The organism is Burkholderia sp. WAC0059 (assembly GCF_002870125.1).
Lineage (GTDB): Bacteria > Pseudomonadota > Gammaproteobacteria > Burkholderiales > Burkholderiaceae > Paraburkholderia.
The window spans coordinates 99700-119870 of the sequence record NZ_PNEO01000014.1; the positions used below are offsets into that span (position 1 = coordinate 99700).

14 protein-coding genes and 1 tRNA gene are annotated in these 20171 nt (G+C 67.8%); 2 read left to right on the forward strand and 13 right to left on the reverse strand.

Translation table 11 applies throughout. The annotated features are described in order from the left end of the window. Window positions 1-5: 5 nt before the first annotated feature. The 4 genes from CY652_RS15585 to CY652_RS15600 form a co-directional block, all read right to left on the reverse strand. Complete coding sequence (locus CY652_RS15585; RefSeq protein ID WP_102131617.1) at window positions 6-464, reverse strand: CopD family protein; 459 nt, start codon at window positions 462-464, stop codon at window positions 6-8. 122 nt (window positions 465-586) lie between these two features. Beyond that, the gene (gene parC, locus CY652_RS15590; protein WP_102131618.1) at window positions 587-2905 is read right to left on the reverse strand and encodes a DNA topoisomerase IV subunit A; all 2319 of its coding nucleotides are present in this window, start codon (window positions 2903-2905) and stop codon (window positions 587-589) included. 34 nt (window positions 2906-2939) lie between these two features. Beyond that, the gene (locus CY652_RS15595; RefSeq protein WP_102131619.1) at window positions 2940-4937 is read right to left on the reverse strand and encodes a DNA topoisomerase IV subunit B; all 1998 of its coding nucleotides are present in this window, start codon (window positions 4935-4937) and stop codon (window positions 2940-2942) included. 258 nt (window positions 4938-5195) lie between these two features. Beyond that, window positions 5196-7136, reverse strand: a complete 1941-nt coding sequence (locus CY652_RS15600; RefSeq protein WP_102131620.1) for an ATP-binding cassette domain-containing protein — start codon at window positions 7134-7136, stop codon at window positions 5196-5198. Between the two features lie 244 nt (window positions 7137-7380). Between CY652_RS15600 and CY652_RS15605 the strand changes: the two genes are divergently transcribed. Together CY652_RS15605 and CY652_RS15610 are read left to right on the forward strand one after the other, a co-directional pair. Next, complete coding sequence (locus tag CY652_RS15605; RefSeq protein ID WP_102131621.1) at window positions 7381-7518, forward strand: rubredoxin; 138 nt, start codon at window positions 7381-7383, stop codon at window positions 7516-7518. A gap of 630 nt (window positions 7519-8148) precedes the next feature. After that, entirely contained in the window at window positions 8149-9297 is a 1149-nt protein-coding gene (locus CY652_RS15610) for a porin (RefSeq protein ID WP_102131622.1), read from the forward strand. Window positions 9298-9437: 140 nt separating this feature from the next. Here the strand turns inward: CY652_RS15610 and CY652_RS15615 are convergent, their stop codons facing one another. From CY652_RS15615 to bioA, 9 genes are all read right to left on the reverse strand, one after another. Beyond that, window positions 9438-11111 (reverse strand): NRAMP family divalent metal transporter, encoded by a 1674-nt coding sequence (locus CY652_RS15615; protein ID WP_102131623.1) that lies wholly within the window; start codon window positions 11109-11111, stop codon window positions 9438-9440. Window positions 11112-11193: 82 nt separating this feature from the next. Next, window positions 11194-11334: a hypothetical protein gene (locus CY652_RS24525; protein ID WP_180970628.1), complete on the reverse strand. Its 141-nt coding sequence runs from the start codon at window positions 11332-11334 to the stop codon at window positions 11194-11196. 856 nt (window positions 11335-12190) lie between these two features. Continuing rightward, window positions 12191-12281: transfer RNA gene (locus tag CY652_RS15620), tRNA-Ser, on the reverse strand. A gap of 167 nt (window positions 12282-12448) precedes the next feature. Beyond that, complete coding sequence (gene serS / locus CY652_RS15625; RefSeq protein WP_102131624.1) at window positions 12449-13735, reverse strand: serine--tRNA ligase; 1287 nt, start codon at window positions 13733-13735, stop codon at window positions 12449-12451. A 57-nt stretch (window positions 13736-13792) separates the two neighbouring features. Further along, the gene (locus CY652_RS15630) at window positions 13793-15115 is read right to left on the reverse strand and encodes a replication-associated recombination protein A (RefSeq protein ID WP_102131625.1); all 1323 of its coding nucleotides are present in this window, start codon (window positions 15113-15115) and stop codon (window positions 13793-13795) included. Window positions 15116-15426: 311 nt separating this feature from the next. After that, the gene (gene bioB / locus CY652_RS15635; protein WP_102131626.1) at window positions 15427-16488 is read right to left on the reverse strand and encodes a biotin synthase BioB; all 1062 of its coding nucleotides are present in this window, start codon (window positions 16486-16488) and stop codon (window positions 15427-15429) included. Window positions 16489-16530: 42 nt separating this feature from the next. Beyond that, window positions 16531-17262 (reverse strand): dethiobiotin synthase, encoded by a 732-nt coding sequence (gene bioD, locus CY652_RS15640; RefSeq protein WP_102131627.1) that lies wholly within the window; start codon window positions 17260-17262, stop codon window positions 16531-16533. Beyond that, window positions 17259-18443: an 8-amino-7-oxononanoate synthase gene (gene bioF / locus CY652_RS15645; RefSeq protein ID WP_102131628.1), complete on the reverse strand. Its 1185-nt coding sequence runs from the start codon at window positions 18441-18443 to the stop codon at window positions 17259-17261. Before bioF ends, bioD begins: the two co-directional genes overlap by 4 nt. Next, window positions 18440-19789 (reverse strand): adenosylmethionine--8-amino-7-oxononanoate transaminase, encoded by a 1350-nt coding sequence (gene bioA / locus CY652_RS15650; RefSeq protein ID WP_102131629.1) that lies wholly within the window; start codon window positions 19787-19789, stop codon window positions 18440-18442. The genes bioF and bioA overlap by 4 nt, the downstream gene beginning before the upstream one ends. Window positions 19790-20171: the final 382 nt, after the last annotated feature.

Sequence of the window (20171 nt, forward strand, 5' to 3'; positions counted from 1 at the left end):
GCGCGTCAGAAGCCGCGCGAGAGGACGGCCACGCCGATCGTCACGACGCCGAGCACGATGTTGACGAGCACGAGCCGCCGCACGGTGGCGACCGAACGCGCGCCGTCGGGCCAGCGCTGCGACTGCACCGCGCGGCGAATGCGCGGAAAGAGCGCGAAGCGGATGTGGCCGAAAGTCAGCATCATCAGCACGCCGAGACCCGCCATCGCATTCAGTTGCCACGGCGCATGGCCGCCGCCGAACTGCGAAAGCAGGCCGCCGCCCGTCGCCAGGATCACGATCACGGAGACGCCCACCCAGTTGAAGAAGCGCCCGAACACCGACTCCCAGAGCGGCAGCCGCAGTTGCGGCGAAAGATCCTCGAGCGCGGGCCGCAGGCAGAAATGGGCGAAAACCATGCCGCCGACCCAGACGGCGACGGCCAGCAGATGCAGGAACAGCTCGACTTCGATGATTTGGCCCATGGCCCTGTTTTCCTCTTTCGTGAATCCGGACGATCCGCCTGACATAGCCGGCGGCCCCGGAGAACTGTATTCGACCCGTCATGCCGCGCGCGGTTCGACCGGGCGCGGCATGAACGTGGGCATCATGGCGCGAGCACCGGCCGCAGGCCGTTGAGCTTGAGCCGCGTCTGCGGCGCGCGGCCCTTGCGCGCGCGCTTGCCGACGTGCGGTTCGAGCGCCTCGCCGCGCAGCGTTTCCTCGCCCGGCTTGCCGCCGCGACCCGTACCCGTCAGCACGACGCCGGCCCCGGTGACGGCGAGCGCCTGCACGAGCCGCTCGGCGGGGTCGAGCGCCATCAGCGTGACGCCGCGGCCGCCGCCCGCGAGCGTCTTCATCTCGTCGAGGCCGAACACGAGCAGCCGGCCACCGTCCGAGAGGCACGCCACCTGAGTCGCGTCGGGCAGCATCGGCATGGGCGCGAGCGGCGCGGCGCCCTCGTCGATCGTCATGAACGCCTTGCCGGCCTTCACGCGGCTCACCATGTCGCCGATCTTCGCGACGAAGCCGAAGCCGTTGCTCGACGCGAGCAGCAGCGCCTGCCCGGCCGCCGCCGCGAAATAATGCACGAGGTGCGTGCCGGCCTCGAGCTCGACGAGCGAGGTGATCGGCACGCCGTCCCCGCGTCCGCCCGGCAGCGGCCCGACCGGCACCGAATAGACGCGGCCGTTGCTGCCCCAGGCGATCAGCATGTCGGGCGTGCGGCACTGGAACGCCGCATAGAGGCCGTCGCCGGCCTTGAACGTGAAGCCCGCGACGTCGAGCCCGTGGCCCTTCAGCGCGCGCACCCAGCCCTTTTGCGACACCACGACCGTGACGGGCTCGTCGACTACGCGCGCCTCGAACGTCGCGCGCTTTTCCTGCTGGATCAGCGTGCGGCGCGCGTCGCCATACTGCTTCGCGTCCGCCTCGATCTCCCTGACGAGCAGGCGCTTCATCGACGACTCGTTGGCGAGCAGTTCCTCGAGCTTCGCCTTCTCGTCGCGCAGCTCCACGAGCTCCTTCTCGATCTTGATCTTTTCGAGCCGCGCCAGTTGCCGCAGCCGGATTTCCAGAATGTCGTCGGCCTGGCGCTCGGAGAGGCCGAACGCCGACATCAGCGCGGCCTTCGGCTCGTCCGCTTCACGGATGATGCGGATCACCTCGTCGATGTTGAGGAAGACGATCATCCGCCCTTCGAGGATATGGATGCGGTCGTCCACCTTCGCGAGCCGGTGCCGGCTGCGCCGCGTGACGGTCGCGAAGCGAAAGCCGATCCACTCGTGCAGGATTTCGCCCAAACCCTTCTGCCGCGGCCGGCCGTCCGCGCCGATCATCACGAGGTTCAGCGGCGCGTTCGATTCGAGGCTCGTGTTCGCGAGCAGCGACGTGACGAACTCGGCCTGCTCGATGCGGCTCGACTTCGGTTCGAACACGAGGCGCACGGGCGCGTCCTTGCCCGACTCGTCGCGCACGGCGTCGAGCAGCGCGAGCATCGACTGCTTCGTCTGCAACTGCTCGGGCGTGAGCGTCTTCTTGCCGAGCCTGAGCTTCGGGTTGGTCAGCTCCTCGATCTCCTCGAGCACGCGCTGGCCCGAAGTGCCGGGCGGCAGCTCGGTCACGACGAGCTGCCACTGGCCGCGCGCGAGCTCCTCGATCTTCCAGCGCGCGCGCACCTTCAGGCTGCCGCGCCCGGTCTCGTAGGCCGCGGCGATTTCCGCTTCGCTCGAGATGATCTGGCCGCCGCCCGGAAAGTCCGGCCCCGGCACGTACGCCATCAGCTCGGCGTGCGTGAGCTTCGGGTTGCGGATCATCGCCACGGCCGCCGCCGCCACTTCGCGCAGGTTGTGCGACGGCATCTCCGTCGCGAGCCCGACCGCGATGCCCGACGCGCCGTTGAGCAGCAGCATCGGCAGGCGCGCGGGCAACTGCCTCGGCTCCTCGAACGAGCCGTCGTAGTTCGGCATGAAGTCGACGGTGCCCTGGCCGATCTCGTCGAGCAGGAGCTTCGCGATCGGCGTGAGCCGCGCCTCGGTGTAGCGCATCGCCGCCGCGCCGTCGCCGTCGCGCGAGCCGAAGTTGCCCTGACCGTCGATGAGCGGATAGCGCATCGAGAAGTCCTGCGCGAGCCGCACGAGCGCGTCGTAGGCGGACTGGTCGCCGTGGGGGTGATACTTGCCGAGCACGTCGCCGACCACGCGCGCCGACTTGACGGGCTTCGCGTTGTCGGCAAGCCCCATCTCGTTCATCGCGAAGAGAATGCGGCGCTGCACGGGCTTCTGGCCGTCGCAGACGTCGGGCAGCGCGCGGCCCTTCACGACGCTCACCGCGTAGTCGAGATAGGCGCGCTCCGCGTAGTGGCCAAGCGTCAGGAAATCGCCGTCGGGCCCGGCCGCCGGCGCGGTAAAAAGATCGGGTTCGTTCATTCAGTCCGTCCGTGTGCAGAGTCGCGCGGCATGCTCAGATGTCCGCCTCGACCTCGTTGCCCTTCTCTTCGAGCCAGCTACGTCGCGACGCGGCCTCGCCCTTGCCCATGAGCATCGTCATCCGCGCGACCGTCGCGTCGAAATCGAGGCCGCCCAGCGCGACGGGCGAAAGGCGCCGCGTGTCGGGGTTCATCGTCGTGTCCCAGAGCTGTTCGGCGCTCATTTCGCCGAGGCCCTTGAAGCGGCTGATGGTCCATTGCGACTCGCGCACGCCGTCCTTCCCCAGTTTGTCGAGCGTCGCCTCCAGCTCGCCCTCGTCGAGCGCGTAGAGCTTCTGCGCGGGCTTCTTGCCGCGCGCGGGCGCGTCGACGCGAAAGAGCGGCGGCCGCGCGACGCAGACATGGCCGCGCTCGATCAGTTGCGGGAAATGCCGGAAAAACAGCGTGAGGAGCAGCACCTGGATGTGCGCGCCGTCGACGTCCGCGTCCGAGAGGATGCAGATCTTGCCGTAGCGCAGGTTGGAGAGATCGACGACGTCGTCGGGACCGTGCGGATCGACGCCGATCGCAACCGAAATGTCGTGCACCTCGTTGTTGGCGAACAGGCGGTCGCGCTCGGTCTCCCACGTGTTGAGCACCTTGCCGCGCAGCGGCAGGATCGCCTGATATTCCTTGTCGCGGCCCATCTTCGCCGAACCGCCGGCCGAGTCGCCCTCGACGAGGAAGAGCTCGTTGCGCGCGATGTCGGTCGATTCGCAGTCGGTCAGTTTGCCGGGCAACACGGCGACGCCCGAGCTCTTGCGCTTCTCGACCTTCTGGCCCGCGCGCGTGCGCGCCTGGGCCTGCTTGATGACGAGGTCCGCGAGCTTCTTGCCGTGTTCGACGTGCTGGTTCAGCCACAGCTCGAGCGCGGGCCGCGCAAACGACGAGATGAGCTTCACGGCGTCGCGGCTGTTGAGCCGCTCCTTGATCTGCCCTTGAAACTGCGGGTCGAGCACCTTTGCCGAGAGCACGAACGAGACGCGCGCGAACACGTCCTCGGCGAGCAGCTTCACGCCCTTGGGCTGGAGGTTGTGCAATTCGACGAAGCTCTTGACGGCCTGGTAGAGCCCGTCGCGCAGGCCCGACTCGTGCGTGCCGCCGGCCGGCGTCGGGATGAGGTTCACGTAGGACTCGCGCATGAGCGGCCCCTCCTCGCTCCAGGCGACGACCCAGGCCGCGCCCTCGCCCTCGGCGAACGCCGTGTCCTCGCCGGCACGCGCGCCGTCCGCGTAGCGTTCGCCCTCGAAAAGCGGAATCAGCAGTTCGCCGCCGCCCATGCCTTCGAGCAGATAGCCGCGCAGGCCGTCCTCGTATTTCCAGCCCTGCCGCTCGCCGGTCTTCTCGTTGACGAGCTCGACCTCGACGCCGGGCAGCAGCACGGCCTTCGAGCGCAGCAGACGCTGCAGTTCGCCCAGCGGCAGGTTCGGCGAATCGAAATACTTCGGATCGGCCCAGACCCGCACGCGCGTGCCGCTCTTCTTGTCCTCGCGCGTCGCGGCGCGCGTGACGAGCGGCTTCGCCACGTCGCCGTTCGCAAAGCCGAGTTCGGCTACCTTGCCGTCGCGCCAGACGGTGACGTCGAGGCGCGTCGCGAGCGCGTTCGTCACCGAGACGCCGACGCCGTGCAAACCGCCCGAGAACGTGTAGGCGCCGCCGGCTGCCTTGTCGAACTTGCCGCCCGCGTGCAGGCGCGTGTACACGATCTCGACCACCGGCACCTTTTCCTCAGGGTGCAGGCCGAACGGAATGCCGCGGCCGTCGTCCTCGACCGAGACCGACTGGTCCGGGTGCAGCGTGACGGTGATGCGCTTGCCGTAGCCGCCGAGCGCCTCGTCGGAGGCGTTGTCGATGACTTCCTGGATGACGTGCAGCGGATTCTCGGTGCGCGTGTACATGCCCGGCCGCTGCCGGACGGGCTCGAGGCCCTTGAGCACCTTGATCGACGCTTCGCTGTAGGTTGCGCTCGCGGCGGTTGACTTCTTCGTAGACATGGGCGAATCCGGTCCGTCGGTCCATCGCACCTGTCCACAAGTCCTGTGGACAGGTGCGTGGACAAGGCGTTGAGTGTTCAAAAAAGGCGAAACGAAACAACGGGATGCATTGCGTTGCCCGCAACGCGGGCAGGGGCGGCGGGCAGGTTCGCGAGGTATTGTACTGATTTCGCCCCGGCCGGCAATTCGGCCGTCATGGCTGCCGGCCGGGCGCGGCGGCAAAAGAGGACGCGGAAGGCGCGGCGGCGCGGGCCCGGCTCACGTGCGCTTGCTCTCGAGCGCCTCCCAGCGTTCGAGCACGGCGAGCAACTCCTCCTCGATGGCCGCGTAGCGCGCGGTGAGACGCGCGCCCTCCTGCGCGTCGCGCGCGAACACGGAGCCGTCCTCGAGCTGCGCGCCGATCGCCTTCTGCTCGGCCTCGAGCGCCTCGATCTGCGCGGGCAGCGCCTCCAGTTCGCGCTGCTCCCTGAACGAGCGCTTCGCGGCGCGCGGCGCGTTGCGGCCCGCCGTGCTGTCCTTCGGCGCGCCCGCCCCCGCGCCGGTCGCGGCGGCGCTCTCCTTCGGCGCCTGCGCCCCGGCGAGCTGCCGCGCGCGTTCGCGCTGCGTCTGCCAGTCGCTGAAGCCGCCCACGTATTCGCGCCACCGGCCATCGCCCTCGGCCGCGACCACCGAGGTCACGACGTTGTCGAGAAACGCGCGATCGTGGCTCACCAGCAGCACGGTGCCCCCGAAGTCGTCGAGCAGCTCTTCGAGCAGTTCGAGCGTCGGGATGTCGAGGTCGTTGGTCGGCTCGTCGAGCACGAGCACGTTGGCCGGCCGCGCGAAGAGCCGCGCGAGCAGCAGCCGGTTGCGCTCGCCGCCCGAGAGCGACTTCACAGGCGAGCGCGCGCGTTCGGGCGCGAACAGGAAGTCGCCGAGATAGCTCATGACGTGCTTCTTCGCGCCGTTGATCTCGACCCAGTCGCTGCCGGGGCTGATCGTGTCCGCGAGGCTCTTTTCGAGGTCGAGCTGCGCGCGCATCTGGTCGAAGTAGGCGACCTGCAGATTGGTGCCGACGCGCACGGTGCCCTCGTCGGGCGTCAGCTCGCCGAGAATCAGCTTGAGCAGCGTGGACTTGCCCGCGCCGTTCGGCCCGACGAAGCCGATCTTGTCGCCGCGCATGACCGTCGCCGAGAAGCGGTCGATGATCGCCGCGCCGCCGTAGCGCTGCGTCACGTCGGTGAGCTCGGCGACGATCTTGCCGGACTTCTCGCCCTGCGCGACGTCGAGCTTTACGTTGCCCTGCACGTTGCGCCGCCCGGTGCGCTCGCGGCGCATCTGCTCGAGCCGCGCGATGCGGCCCACGCTGCGCGTGCGGCGCGCCTCGACGCCCTTGCGGATCCACACCTCTTCCTGGGCCAGCAGCTTGTCGAACTTCTCGTTCTCGACGCGCTCCACTTCGAGCTGCTGCGCCTTGCGCGTCTGGTAGGACGAGAAATTGCCCGGATACGAAAGCAGCCGGCCGCGATCGAGCTCGACGATGCGCGTCGCGACGCGATCGAGGAAGGTGCGGTCGTGAGTGATGAAGAGCAGGCTCGCGCGCTGCGAGACGAGCAGTTCCTCGAGCCAGCGGATGCCCTCGAAGTCGAGATGGTTGGTCGGCTCGTCGAGCAGCAGCACGTCGGGCTGCACGACGAGCGCGCGCGCGAGCGCGGCGCGCTTTTGCATGCCGCCCGACAGCGAGGCGACCGGCGCGTCGCCGTCGAGGCCGACCTGCGCGAGCGTCGTCGCGACGCGCGTGCGCCAGCTCCAGGCGTCAGTCGTATCGAGCGACGATTGCAGCGCGTTCATGCGCGCGAGGAGCGCATCGTGCCGCTCGCCTTCGGGCGTGTCGGCGAGCTGCTGCGCGACCGCGTCGTATTCGTCGAGCAGCGCGCGCGCCTCTCCGAGGCCCGAGGCCACCGTCTCGAACACCGACGCGCCGGGCTCGAACTCCGGCTCCTGGGGCACGTAGACGGCCGAGAGGTTCTGCTGGCACGAGACGAGCCCGTCGTCGGGTTTCGCGAGACCGGCGACGATCTTCAGCAACGAGGACTTGCCCGCGCCGTTGCGGCCGATCAGCCCGACGCGCTCGCCCGCCTCGAGCGAGAAGTCCGCGCGATCGAGCAGCGCGACGTGACCGAACGCGAGCTGCGCGCCGGAGATGGAATAAAGCGACATGGAGGAAAAGGGAAAACCGCATTGGGCCGAAGCGGGCATTGTACCGGGTACCGGGCCTCGGCTCGGCCGGCCGGGCGGCGCAAGGCGCGACGGCGGGACCGCGCCGGCGCGCGGTCCCGCCCGCGTCCGGAGCGGGCCGCCGAAATCCGGTAACATCGCGAACCGGCCTGCTTCCTGCTGTCGCCCGCTCAAAAAAGGGCGGAATGCGGGCCGCGAGCATCGAGTTGAATCCGGAAGGTATGCAGTGAACGACGTCATTGAAGTAGTCGAGTACAAGAGCTGGATCTGCCTCATCTGCGGCTGGATCTACAACGAGGAAGAAGGCCTGCCCGAAGACGGGATTCCGGCCGGCACCCGCTTCGCGGACATTCCCGACGCCTAGCGCTGCCCGCTATGCGACGTCGGCAAGGCCGAATTCACGGTCGTGGAGTTCTGAACGCGGCTTCGGTCCCCGTCACTTCGCCCCCGTCCCGTCCGCCGTTGCCCTCGCCGTTATGGCCGCCCACCCGATGCGCCGCCGGGCGCCGATGCGGCTTCGCATTTTCTTCCCCCCGGCTTGACCGGGCGCCGAGCCCGATCGACCGACACCGGCTTGAGTCCCGCCCGCGGCCGGCCGCCTCTGCTCGCCCATCCCCTTTTACCCTCTGCCTGTTGCACGAGATCGATTGACGACACGCTCATGCGTTTCTATTGTCCGGACGCGAGCCGTCGGAAAATCGCCGATTCGATGGAATTCGATATGACGTAATGCGGTTAATTGCCGCATATCGGAATGAATACGGCATAAAAATCAAAAGACCATTTCTAATCTTAAAAATTAAATATCCGAAAAATCGACAGAAATCTGTTCTATTTCAAGGCTTCACGTTGTCCCTCCGCAACAGCCCAGGCGCGACCAGACGGGTGCGTTACGCTGCCGTACCAACTCATTCATCTATTGATCCGGGCTAATCGGATTTCCATTGAGCATGATTTGTTGGGCGCAGTTTTATCTGTCAGTCAAGGAAACAACATGAAACTCACGAAAACGCTCATTGCTGCTGCCATCGCAGGCGCATTCAGCGCGGGTGCCTACGCGCAAAGCAGCGTCACCCTGTATGGCTCTCTCGACGCCGGTATCGGCTACGTGAACAAGGTCGGCGGCGGCGCGCTGTGGGCGCAGACCAGCGGCGCCATGTCGGACAACTACTTCGGACTGCGCGGTTCCGAGGATCTGGGCGGCGGCACCCACGCCATCTTCAAGCTGGAATCCGGTTTCAACATCGGCAACGGCAAGATGGGAAGCTGGTTCAACACGAACAACGGCACGCTGTTCAACCGCGAGGCCTACGTCGGCCTGTCGAACAACCAGTACGGCACGGTCACGCTCGGTCGCCAGTACGACTCGGTCGTCGACTATCTGCGCCCGCTGTCGCTGGCCGGCAAGGGCGTCAACCTCGCGGCCCACCCCTTCAACAACGACAACATCGGCGCGCAGTACTCGATCTCGAACGCGATCAAGTATGAAAGCACCAATTACGACGGCTTCCACTTCGGCGGCATGTACAGCTTCAGCAACTCGCCGGGCGACTTCAGCGGCGGCCGCCAGTGGAGCGTGGGCACGGGCTACGAGAACGGTCCGCTCAAGGTGGCCGCCGTCTACGACCAGTTGAACAACAACTACACCGGCGCGCTGACCGGCGCGGCGCAGGACGACGGCGAGTCGATCTTCTGGGCCCAGACCCAGCGGACGTTCGGCGTGGGCGGCAACTATACGGTCGGTCCGGCGACGCTCGGCCTCGTGTGGACGCGCACGAAGCTGCAAAACGGTTTCGGCTTCGGCAACATGCGTTTCGACAACATCGAGGCCAACGGCGTCTACAGCCTGACGCCGTCCCTCGCGCTGGTCGGCAACTACACGTTTACGTACGGCCGCGCGAGCGACCTGAACGGGATGACCCAGGACGCCGTCGAGCGCTGGCACTCGGTCGCACTGGGCGCGGACTATTCGCTCAGCAAGCGTACCGACGTCTATCTGGCCGGCGTGTATCAGCACACGTCGACGGGCTATCAGGGGCCGGCAAGCGGCGACTACTTCCAGACCAGCATCGCGGGCATGCTCCCGGCCTCGGGCACGCCGAACCAGGTGGGCGCCGTGACGGGGATTCGCCACCGCTTCTGATGGCAGGCTTCGCGCGAATCGGCGCAATCCGATGATTCGCGCGACCTGTCCGGCAAGCAAAAATCCCGTAAGCCTCGCGGCTTACGGGATTTTTTTCGTCTTCCGGACGGCGGGCCGGCCATGACGCGAATCAGCCGCGCTCAGTGCATCGCCATCTGCACGACCTTGACGATCACGAGGCCCACGGCGATCGCCAGATAGCCGCGCAATGCCCCCATCCACACGCGTGTCGCGAGCGTGAGCCGAGGTGCGGGCAACGCGTCGAGCGACGGCATGCGCCAGGTGTCGCGCGCGTCCGCGGCGTCGTGTTCGGCCGCCGTATTGCGCGCGGCTCTCAGCGCAGTCCCGCTACGCCGGCGCTGCACGATCTGCGTTGCCGTATAACCGACGGCGAAAAGCGCGATACCGCCGACGAGAATCATCATGATCGCGTTGCCGCCGATGTCGGGGAAGACGGTGGCGGCTGTCAGGATGATCGAAAGCACGACGAGAATCGCGATCACGCTGCCCGTGAAGATGTTGAGCCGCTTCGAATTCACCCAAGGACCCAGCATCGCCTTGTCGTTGCAAAGCAGCAGCAGGAACACGGTCGCGCTCGGCAGCAGCACGCCGGCAAGCGTCTGCACGGCTTCGGTCAGGAGGCCAAGCGGGCTACCCGGAATCAGCACGAGCACGGCGGCGAGCGCGATGAGCGCGAAGTAGACGCAATAGAACCACTTCGCGTCGAGGACGCCGCGATGCAGCGAATGACGCACCTCGAACGCGTCGCCGGCCGCGTAGGCCGTGGCGAGCGAGACGGCTGCCGCGCCGATGATCGACGCGTCGAGCAGCGCCACGGCGAACAGCGTGGCAGCCGTCCGGCCGACGTACTTCTGCAGCCCGTCGATTACGCCGCCCGCGTCGGTGAAGTTGCCGAACTCGGGATGACCAGCGAACAGCGCGGCCGTGAACGCCATCATCGCGACGGCGCCGATGATCACAAAAACGATCCCGATCCACAGATCCGCCTGCTCGTACTTGATGAAGCGCGGCGTGATGCGCTTGTCGATCACGTAGCTTTGCTGGAAGAAAAGCTGCCACGGCGCAACGGTCGTGCCGACGATGCCGATGACGAGCAGCATGACGTCCGAAAGCTTCGCGCCTTGAGGCCAGCCGGGCACGATGAAGTCATGGGCGATCACGCCGACGGGCGGATGGATCGACACGAGCACGGGCACGAGCAGGAGGCTCAGCAGGCAAAGCACGATGGCAAAGCGCTCGAAGCGCCGGAAGTTGCCGGTGCTGACAGCCGCCATCGTCAACACGGCGGCCGCGCAAACGCCGACGATCTTCGACACGCCGAGGTACTGCAACGCGAACGTGATGCCGATGAACTCGGTCACGATCGTGAGCGCGTTGAGCATGAACAGGTCGATGACGCTGAACGCGCTCCAGAACTTGCCGAAGCGCTGGAAGATGAGTCGCGCGTGGCCGACGCCCGTCACGGCGCCGAGCCGCAACACCATTTCCTGGTTCACGTAGAGCACTGGGATCAGCAGCGCGAGCGTCCACAGCAGCGTCGTGCCGTAGTTCTGGCCGGCCTGCGTGTAGGTGCCGAAAGCACCGGCGTCGTTGTCGCCAACCATCACGATGAGGCCGGGGCCGAGAATGGCGAGCAGCGTGCGCAGACGCGCCAGCCAGTTGGTCCGCGGGGCGACGTCGTCAAGCGCGATGGTACCGAGCGCGCCCTTGATGTCGCCGACGTGAGCTTCGTCGAGCACGGCGCTGCGCCCGAGCGGAGCATCGCCTTTTATATATTCAGGTTGCCTTATCATTTTTATTATCCCCTAGATAGAAGAGTGGATCGTGTGGCCCGCGCGACGCCGCCGCCTGACGTAGACGGGCGAGCCCGGAGGATCAGGAAACGAGCCCCTTGAGGCGCTGCCAGAGGAGGCCGATGCGCGGCGCACCGGGAGGCCGTAGCGACAGCATGGCGTCGTAGTGGCTACGTGATTCTTCGACGTGCGGCAGCTTCGAGAGGAGAAGAGCGAAATACATGGTGAGACTCCGTGCGTCTGATCTGACGCGTAATCGTCGAAAGCCGGCAGACACGGAAAGCCCACACATCACGGGCGGGGCGACGAGGGTCCGCCGGTTTTCTTCAGTTGAATGTGAAGTAAGCGGCATAAGGGATGACTGTCACTGTCGGGCATGTCGGCTCCTTTCTTTTCCGTGCGGCGACGCGATGGCGACGCGCGTGAATCCACACGCCCGTTTGCGAAGGCAGACGACGGGCGCGAACGAACGCGGCCGCGAGCGATGGGCTCGCGACGCGGTGCCTCGAGGCACGGCTTTCGCGCGGCACACGAAAAGCGTGCGCGTGCTAACGCTGCGCGTTGATGGCGCGAATTAAAAGGTGCACGGGGATACGACTATGGCGCGCACCGTCTGCCTGCTGGCTGGACGGCGGCGTAGTGAAACGGGGCGCAGACGTCTGGTCGGTCAGGCAGGGAAGTTCGAAGATCGACTACTGCAAGAGTCCAAGGCTGGGCCCCTGTAATGAAGATGGCGCGATTCTAAGTGATCGCGAAAACGCAAGTCAACTGTCTTTTCTAAGCAGAACAAAGATAATTTTCGAAAGCCGCCGACGCACCGCGCACAGCCCGTCGCGCCGGCGCTCAAGTCTTTCATCTTTCCTTCGCCGGAATGGGGATGAAAGATGAATGCGCCTGCAGAAATACGAAGCAGACGCATTCCTTACCGCGAGCACGCAACCATTTGGACTGCGATGTTCGCTTGCGGTTTCAAGTCAAGGCCCGAAGCCCTTCGGCCTGACATCGGACCTGTACTGGGGCGCGCCGCAAAAGAAAAATCCCCGCAAGTCGTCGGGACTTGCGGGGATTTCTTGACTACCTGGCGGAAAGGGTGGGATTCGAACCCACGGTACGGTATAACCGTACACCGGATTTCGAGTCCGGCGCATTCGACCTCTCTGCCACCTTTCCTGATCTGGGATTCACTAGGCTCGCCAACCGGGTCGCTGATCGGCGAAGCGAAGATTATAGAACATTCTGGCCGTATTTCCAAGCCTCGGCCTGAAAAATCCTCGCAGGCCGGAACGGTCAGGCGGCAGGCGCGCGCTATTCGCCTAAAGCTCAAGCCGCCTCGACGCTCAGGCCGCCAGCCGCGCGACGCCGCCCATGTAGGGCTGCAGAACTGCGGGCACCGTCACCGAGCCGTCGGCGTTCTGGTAGTTCTCGAGGACCGCGACGAGCGTGCGGCCCACCGCGAGCCCCGAGCCGTTCAGCGTGTGCACGAGTTCCGGCTTGCCCTGGGCGTTGCGATAGCGGGCCTGCATCCGGCGCGCCTGGAACGTCTCGGTGTTCGAGCAGCTCGAAATTTCGCGGTAGGTGTCCTGCGCCGGCAGCCAGACTTCGAGGTCGTAGGTCTTCGCCGCCGAGAACCCCATGTCGCCCGTGCAGAGCGTGATGACCCGATACGGCAGGTCGAGCTTCTGCAGAATCGTCTCGGCGTGCCCGACCATCTGCTCGAGCGCGTCGTAGGACGTTTCGGGCGAGACGATCTGCACCATCTCGACCTTGTCGAACTGATGCTGGCGGATCATTCCGCGCGTGTCGCGCCCGTAGGAGCCCGCCTCCGAGCGAAAGCACGGCGAATGCGCGGTCAGGCGAACGGGCAGCGCGCCCGGCTCGAGAATGCTCTCGCGCACGGTGTTGGTCAGCGGAATCTCGGAGGTCGAGATCAGGTATTGCGTAACCGGATTGTCGGCCCCGCCCTTCTCGACGCGAAACATGTCCTCGGCGAACTTCGGCAGTTGGCCCGTGCCGTAAAGAACCTCGGGATTGACGATGTACGGCGTGTAGACCTCGGTGTAGCCGTGCTGCTGCGTGTGCGTGTCGATCATGAACTGCGCGAGCGCGCGATGCAGTCGCGCGATCTGGCCGCGCAGCATCGTGAAGCGCGCGCCCGAGAGCTTCGCGCCGGTCTCGAAGTCGAGCCCGAGCGGCGCGCCGACGTCGACGTGATCCTTCACCGCGAAGTCGAACTGGCGCGGCGTGCCCCAGCGGCGCACCTCGACGTTGTCGTGCTCGTCCTTGCCCACCGGCACGCTCTCGTGCGGCAGGTTCGGCACGCCGAGCAGCAGCTCCGACAGGCGCGCCTGGATCTCGTCGAGCCGCACCGCCGACAGCTTCATCTCGTCGCCAAGGCCGCCGACTTCCGCCATCACCGCCGACGTGTCCTCGCCGCGCCCCTTCATCGCGCCGATCTGCTTCGACAGGCTGTTGCGGCGCGCCTGCAGTTCTTCGGTGCGGGTCTGGAGCGTGCGGCGTTCGGTTTCGAGCGCGGCGAAGGCCGCGACGTCGAGGGTATAGCCGCGATCGGCAAGGCGCTTCGCGACGCCGTCGATGTCTTTGCGCAGCAACTGGATGTCGAGCATGGATGGGGCGGGAATTCGTTGTCTGAGGCGGTAATTCTAGCGCACCCGGACGTCCGCTCAGGACTTGCCGCCCTCGCCCGCGCCGTGCTCGCTGCGCCACGCGTCGTCGAGTTCGGCGAGACGCGCGAGCTTCTCGCCGATCTTGCCTTCGAGCCCGCGCGGCGTCGGCACGTACCAGCGCGGCTCGCGCATGCCGTCGGGCAGATAGGTCTCGCCGGCCGCATAGGCGTCGGGCTCGTCGTGCGCGTAGCGGTACTCGTGGCCGTAGCCGAGTTCCTTCATCAGCTTCGTCGGCGCGTTGCGCAGATGGATGGGCACCGTGCGCGACTGGTCCTTGCCGACGAACGCGCGCGCCGTGTTGTAGGCCATGTAGCCCGCGTTCGACTTCGGCGCGACGGCGAGGTAGATCAGCGCCTGCGCAAGCGCGAGTTCGCCCTCGGGCGAGCCGAGCCGCTCGTAGGTCTCGGACGCATCGAGCGTGATGCGCGCCGCGCGCGGGTCGGCGAGGCCAATGTCCTCCCACGCCATGCGCACGATGCGCCGCGCGAGGTAGCGCGGGTCCGCCCCGCCGTCGAGCATGCGGCAGAACCAGTACAGCGCCGCGTCCGGGTTACTGCCGCGCACGGACTTGTGCAGCGCGCTGATCTGGTCGTAGAACGCGTCGCCGCCCTTGTCGAAGCGACGCAGATTCTCGGCGAGCGCGCTGCCGAGCAGCGCGCCGTCGATCTCGCCGGTTTTCTGCTGCGCGGCCGCGCGCGCGACGATCTCGAGGTTGTTGAGCAGCTTGCGGCCGTCGCCGTCGGCCGAGGCGACCAGCGCGTCGCGCGCCTCGTCGGTGAACGTCAGGTTGCCGAGCTCGCCGCACGCGCGCTCGAGCAGCTCGCGCAGTTCGTCGGCGTCGAGGCTCCGGAGCACGTAGACGGCGGCCCGCGAGAGCAGCGCGCTGTTGACCTCGAACGACGGATTCTCGGTCGTCGCGCCGACGAACACGAACAGGCCCGATTCGACGTGCGGCAGGAACGCGTCCTGCTGGCTCTTGTTGAAACGGTGGACTTCGTCGACGAACACGAGCGTCTGCCGCCCGTGCGCCCGATGGATCTGTGCGGTCTCGACGGCCTCGCGAATGTCCTTCACGCCGGACAGCACCGCCGAAAGCGCGATGAACTCCGCGTGAAAGGCGTCGGCCATCAGCCGCGCGAGCGTCGTCTTGCCGACGCCGGGCGGCCCCCAAAGGATCATCGAGTGGGCCTCGCCCGATTCGAAGGCGACGCGCAGCGGCTTGTTCGGGCCGAGCAGGTGCTTCTGGCCGATGACGTCGTCGATGGCGCGCGGACGCAGCCGTTCGGCGAGCGGGACGTTGGCACGGGGTTCTTCAAACATGGCGGTTTCGCGATAATGTCGGCATTCCGGCGCGGGCGGGCGCTCGCCCGGGCCGATCCGGTGCAGACCGGAGGGGATCACGCATTATGACAGCGCGCGCCGGTGCCCGCCGCGCGCCGCCGCTTTCGTGCCGGCGAGGCCTTTCGCCCGATGAGCTTCACATGGGCTGCGCCCGGCATCCGCCGGCCCGTGACGGGCTTTCCGTCGACCGGACTGGCCAGCCGACGCGCGCGGCCTTCGCCCGAAACGAAAAGGGCGCGCCGGTCCAGACCGGCGCGCCCCGCTCCCTGCCCCGCGGACGTCCTCAGGCTTCAGCCACCGCAGCCCTGCCGCCCGGCGTCGACGGGCAGTTGCTGCGCAGCTTCCGCATGCATGCCGAGTCGCTCGAGCAGCTTGCGATCGGCTTCGGCCTGCGGGTTGCTCGTCGTCAGCAGTTGATCCCCGTAGAAGATCGAGTTCGCGCCGGCAAGGAAGCACATGGCCTGCAGCGCCTCGTCCATCTGCTCGCGTCCGGCCGACAGGCGCACCATCGCGCGCGGCATCGTGATGCGCGCCACCGCGATCGTGCGCACGAATTCGAACGGATCGATCGACTCGGTGCCAGTCAGCGGCGTGCCGCTCACCTGAACGAGATTGTTGATCGGCACCGACTCCGGATACGGGTCCATGTTCGCGAGCTGCGCGACGAGCCCCGCGCGCTCGCGCCGCGACTCGCCCATCCCGACGATGCCGCCGCAGCACACGTTGATGCCCGCGTCGCGCACGTGTTCGAGCGTGTCGAGCCGGTCCTGGTAGGTGCGCGTCGAAATGATCTGGCCGTAGAACTCGGGCGAGGTGTCGAGGTTGTGGTTGTAGTAGTCGAGCCCCGCCTCGCGCAGGCCCTGCGCCTGGTGCGCCTCGAGCATGCCGAGCGTCACGCAGGTTTCGAGGCCCATCGACTTCACGCCGCGGATCATCTCCTTGATCGGCTCGAGGTGGCGATCCTTCGGGCTGCGCCAGGCGGCGCCCATGCAGAAGCGCGTCGCGCCGTTTTCCCTGGCCTTGCGCGCGGCCTCGAGCACCGTCTCGACCTCCATCAGCTTGCCGGCCTCGAGGCCCGTGTCGTGGTGGACCGACTGCGGGCAGTAGGCGCAGTCCTCCTCGCAGCCGCCCGTCTTGATCGACAGCAGCGTCGAGAGCTGCACCGCGTTCGGATCGAAATGCTCGCGGTGGACCTGCTGCGCTCGAAACAGCAGATCGTTGAACGGCAGCTCGTAGAGCGCGACGACGTCGGCGACGCGCCAGCGCGGCGCGGCCGGGGTAGCCGGGGCGGCAGCAGGCGGGAGATTCTGCGCGGCCGTTTCGGCGGCGTCGGCGGTTTGGGCTTGAGTCATGTCCTGGGTCCTTCCTGTCTAGCGTAATAGTGAAGCCGCGGCTCAACGCGACGCGGCGGCGAGCCGCGCAAGCAGCGCATTCATGTCCAGATGGGCGGCGGCCTCGTCCGCGCTGGCGCCGCGCAGATGGGGCACGACGCCGACAAGGGGCGTATCGTACTGCATCGCGAGCCGCGTGCGCAGCGCGGCGACGTTCTCGTCGAGAAAGCCCATCGCCGGATCGATGCAGTTGGCGACCCAGCCCGCGAGGCGCAGCCCGCGCGCGGCAACGGCCTCGGCGCTCAGGAGCGCGTGGCTGATGCAGCCGAGCCGCATGCCGACGACGAGCACGACGGGCAGGTTCAGCGCGCGCGCGAGGTCGGCCGTGTCGTGCGCATCCGTGAGCGGCACGCGAAAGCCGCCGACGCCCTCCACCACCACCACGTCGGCCAGCGCCAGTGCCTGCCGGTGGCAATCGACGATATGCGCGACGTCGAGCACGACGCCCTCGCGCGCCGCCGCAATGTGCGGCGCGGCCGGCTCGCGCAGCAGATACGGCGTGCGGATCGCCGGCGGCAACGGCGCGCTGGCGGCGGCGTCGAGCCGATCGGCATCCTCGTTGTGCCACTCGCCGTCGCGCTCGAATGCGCCGGCCGCCACCGGCTTCATGCCGGCCGCGCGCAGGCCTATGCGCGCGAAACCGCGCAGCAGCGCCGCGCTCACGAATGTCTTGCCGATTTCCGTGTCGGTGCCGGTCACGAAAAGCGACAGCGGGGAAGCGGACTTCGCCGTCATCGCGCGGCCTCGCTGGCCTGCCGCAACGCGGCTTCGAGGCGATCGAGGTCCGCGTGCGAATGCGCGGCCGAGAGCGAAATGCGCAACCGCGACGTGCCGGCCGGCACGGTCGGCGGACGGATCGCCGGGACCCAGAGCCCGTCGTCTTCGAGCGCGGCGGCGAGCGCCAGCGTCGCGTCGTTGGAACCGACGATGAGCGGCTGCACGGCCGTGTGCGAATCGACGGGCTGCCAGCAGGTCGTCCCGAGCAGCGCCCGCGTGCGCTCGATCAGCGTGCCCAGATGGGCGCGCCGCGCCGCGCCCTCCTCGCCCGCGATGAGCTTCACGCTGGCCGACACCGCATGCGCGACGGCCGGCGGCGACGCCGTCGTGAAGATGTACGGCCGCGCGCGCTGCACGAGCCATTCGACTACGGTCGCGTGCCCGGCGACGAAGGCGCCCGACACGCCGGCCGCCTTGCCGAGCGTGCCGACGAGCACCAGTTGCGGCGAGCGCAGCGCGGCCTGCGCGAGCGCGCCGCGACCCTGCGGGCCGAGTACGCCGAAGCCGTGCGCGTCGTCGACGACGAGCCACGCGCCGTGCCGTTCGGCCAGCGCGAGCAGCGCCGCGAGCGGCGCCACGTCGCCGTCCATGCTGAACACGGTGTCGGTCACGATCAGCTTCGCCGGCGCGTCCGAGGCTTCGAGCATCGCGTCGAGCGCCGCGACGTCCGCGTGCGGATACACCTGCACGTCGGCGCGGGACAGCCGCGCGCCGTCGATCAGCGAGGCATGGTTCAGCGCGTCCGAGAAGAGCGTCGTGCCGCGTCCCGCGAGCGCGGTAAGCACGGCGAGATTCGCCATGTAGCCGGTGCTGAAGTAGAGGGCGCGCGGCGCGTCGACGAAGCCGCCCGCGAATTCGGCGAGATCGTCCTCGAGCTGCGCATGGGCGCGCGAATGGCCGCCGAGCAGGTGCGAGCCGCCGCTGCCCGCGCCGTAGCGCTGCGCCCCCTCGGCAAGCGCGGCGACGAGCCGCGGATGCGAAGCGAGCCCGAGATAGTCGTTGCTGGCAAAGCCGACCGTCTCGCGCCCGTCGACCCGCATGTGCGCATCGCAGGGCGTGTCGATCACGCGGCGGCGGCGGCGCAAACCGTTGGCGTCGAGTTCGCGCAGGCCGGCTTCGAGAGTATCGAGCAAATTCATCGAGCGTCCTCCGCGACGACGGCCTCGAACGTCTCGCGCGTGCGCGCGGCGAGCAGCGCCTGGGTCTCTTCGTCGAGTACGTAAGGCGGCATCAGGTAGACGGCCGTGCCGATCGGACGCAGCAGCAGCTCGCGCCGCAACGCCTCTTCGAAGAAGCGGCGCGAGAACGTGCGGGCGCGGGCCGGATCGCGCACGTCGGCGTCGAACGCGAGGATCGTGCCGCGCCGGCGCAGGTTGCGCACGAGCGGATGAGCGGCGAGCGGCGCAAGCGCCTCGAAGAGCCGCGCGGACTTGCGCGCGTTGGCGGCCAGCACGTCGTCGCGCGCGAACAGGTCGAGCGTGGCGAGCGCCGCGCGGCACGCGAGCGGATTGCCCGTGTACGAGTGCGAATGCAGAAAGCCGCGCGCGGTGTCGTCGTCGTAAAACGCCTCGTAGATCGCGTCGCGCGAGAGCACGATCGACAGCGGCAGATAACCGCCGCTGATGCCCTTCGAGAGACACAACAGGTCGGGCCAGATACCGGCCTGCTCGCAGGCGAAGAACGTGCCGGTGCGGCCGCAGCCGACGGCGATCTCGTCGGCGATCAGGTGGACGCGATAGCGGTCGCACAGCGCGCGCAATCCGGCCAGATAGACGGGATCGTGCATGGCCATGCCGGCCGCGCACTGCACGAGCGGCTCGACGATCAGCGCGGCAAGGCGCGCGCCGCGCGCCTCGAACAGGCGCTCCACGTCGTCGAGCGCGCGGCGCGCGACGTCGGCCGCGGATTCGCCCTCGCGCGCCTGCCGCGCGTCGGGCGAGGCGACCACGTGCGCGTTGCGCAGGAGCGGATCGTAGGCATCCTTGAAGAGCGCCACGTCGGTCACGCCGAGCGCGCCGATCGTCTCGCCGTGATAGCTGTTGGCGAGACACACGAATTCGCACTTCTCCGCTTCGCCGCGGTTGCGCCACGTATGGAAGCTCATCTTCAGCGCGATCTCGACCGCCGACGCGCCGTCGGACGCGAAGAATGCGTGACCGAGCGCATGGCCCGTCAGCGCGCCGAGACGCTCGGCAAGCTCGACGGCCGGCTCGTGCGTGCAGCCCGCGAGCATCGCGTGCTCGAGCGTGTCGAGCTGCGCCTTGAGCGCCGCGTTGATCGACGGGTTCGCATGGCCGAACAGGTTGACCCACCACGAGCTGATCGCGTCGAGGTAGCGGCGGCCTTCGGGGTCGTAGAGCCACGGGCCCTCGCCGCGCGCGACGGCCACGAGCGGCAGGCGCTCGTGGTGCTTCATCTGGGTACACGGGTGCCACACTGCGCGCAGGCTGCGCGTCACCCAGTCTTCGGTTGCCGGTTTGTTCAAGACGGTTACTCCGGCGCGGCGCGGCCACCCGGGGGCGGTGCGCGGCGCCCTGGCTTTCAGGACTTCGCGTTGGTCTGGTCGTTCGGCATGTCGATTCGGACTGCCCGGGATTGCCGGAACGGGGCGGCATCGCGCGGCGCATGCCGCGCGGCAGCGGGACCGAGATTAACGCGTTCCCGGCCGCAATGCACTAGCCCGCGCGGGGCGCCGGCGGACCGGCAGGAACGCCGTTCGGGGGCGTTGGAGGCAGCACGCCGCCGATCGGTGAAAAACGAACGAAATGCCCGCAGATGACGACGGCAAAGTCGGCGACCTGTTGTGTAAAAATCCGGACGGCCGCTTTCCCGCCCTCGCGCGCACGGCTCGTCCGGCCGATCCGGCC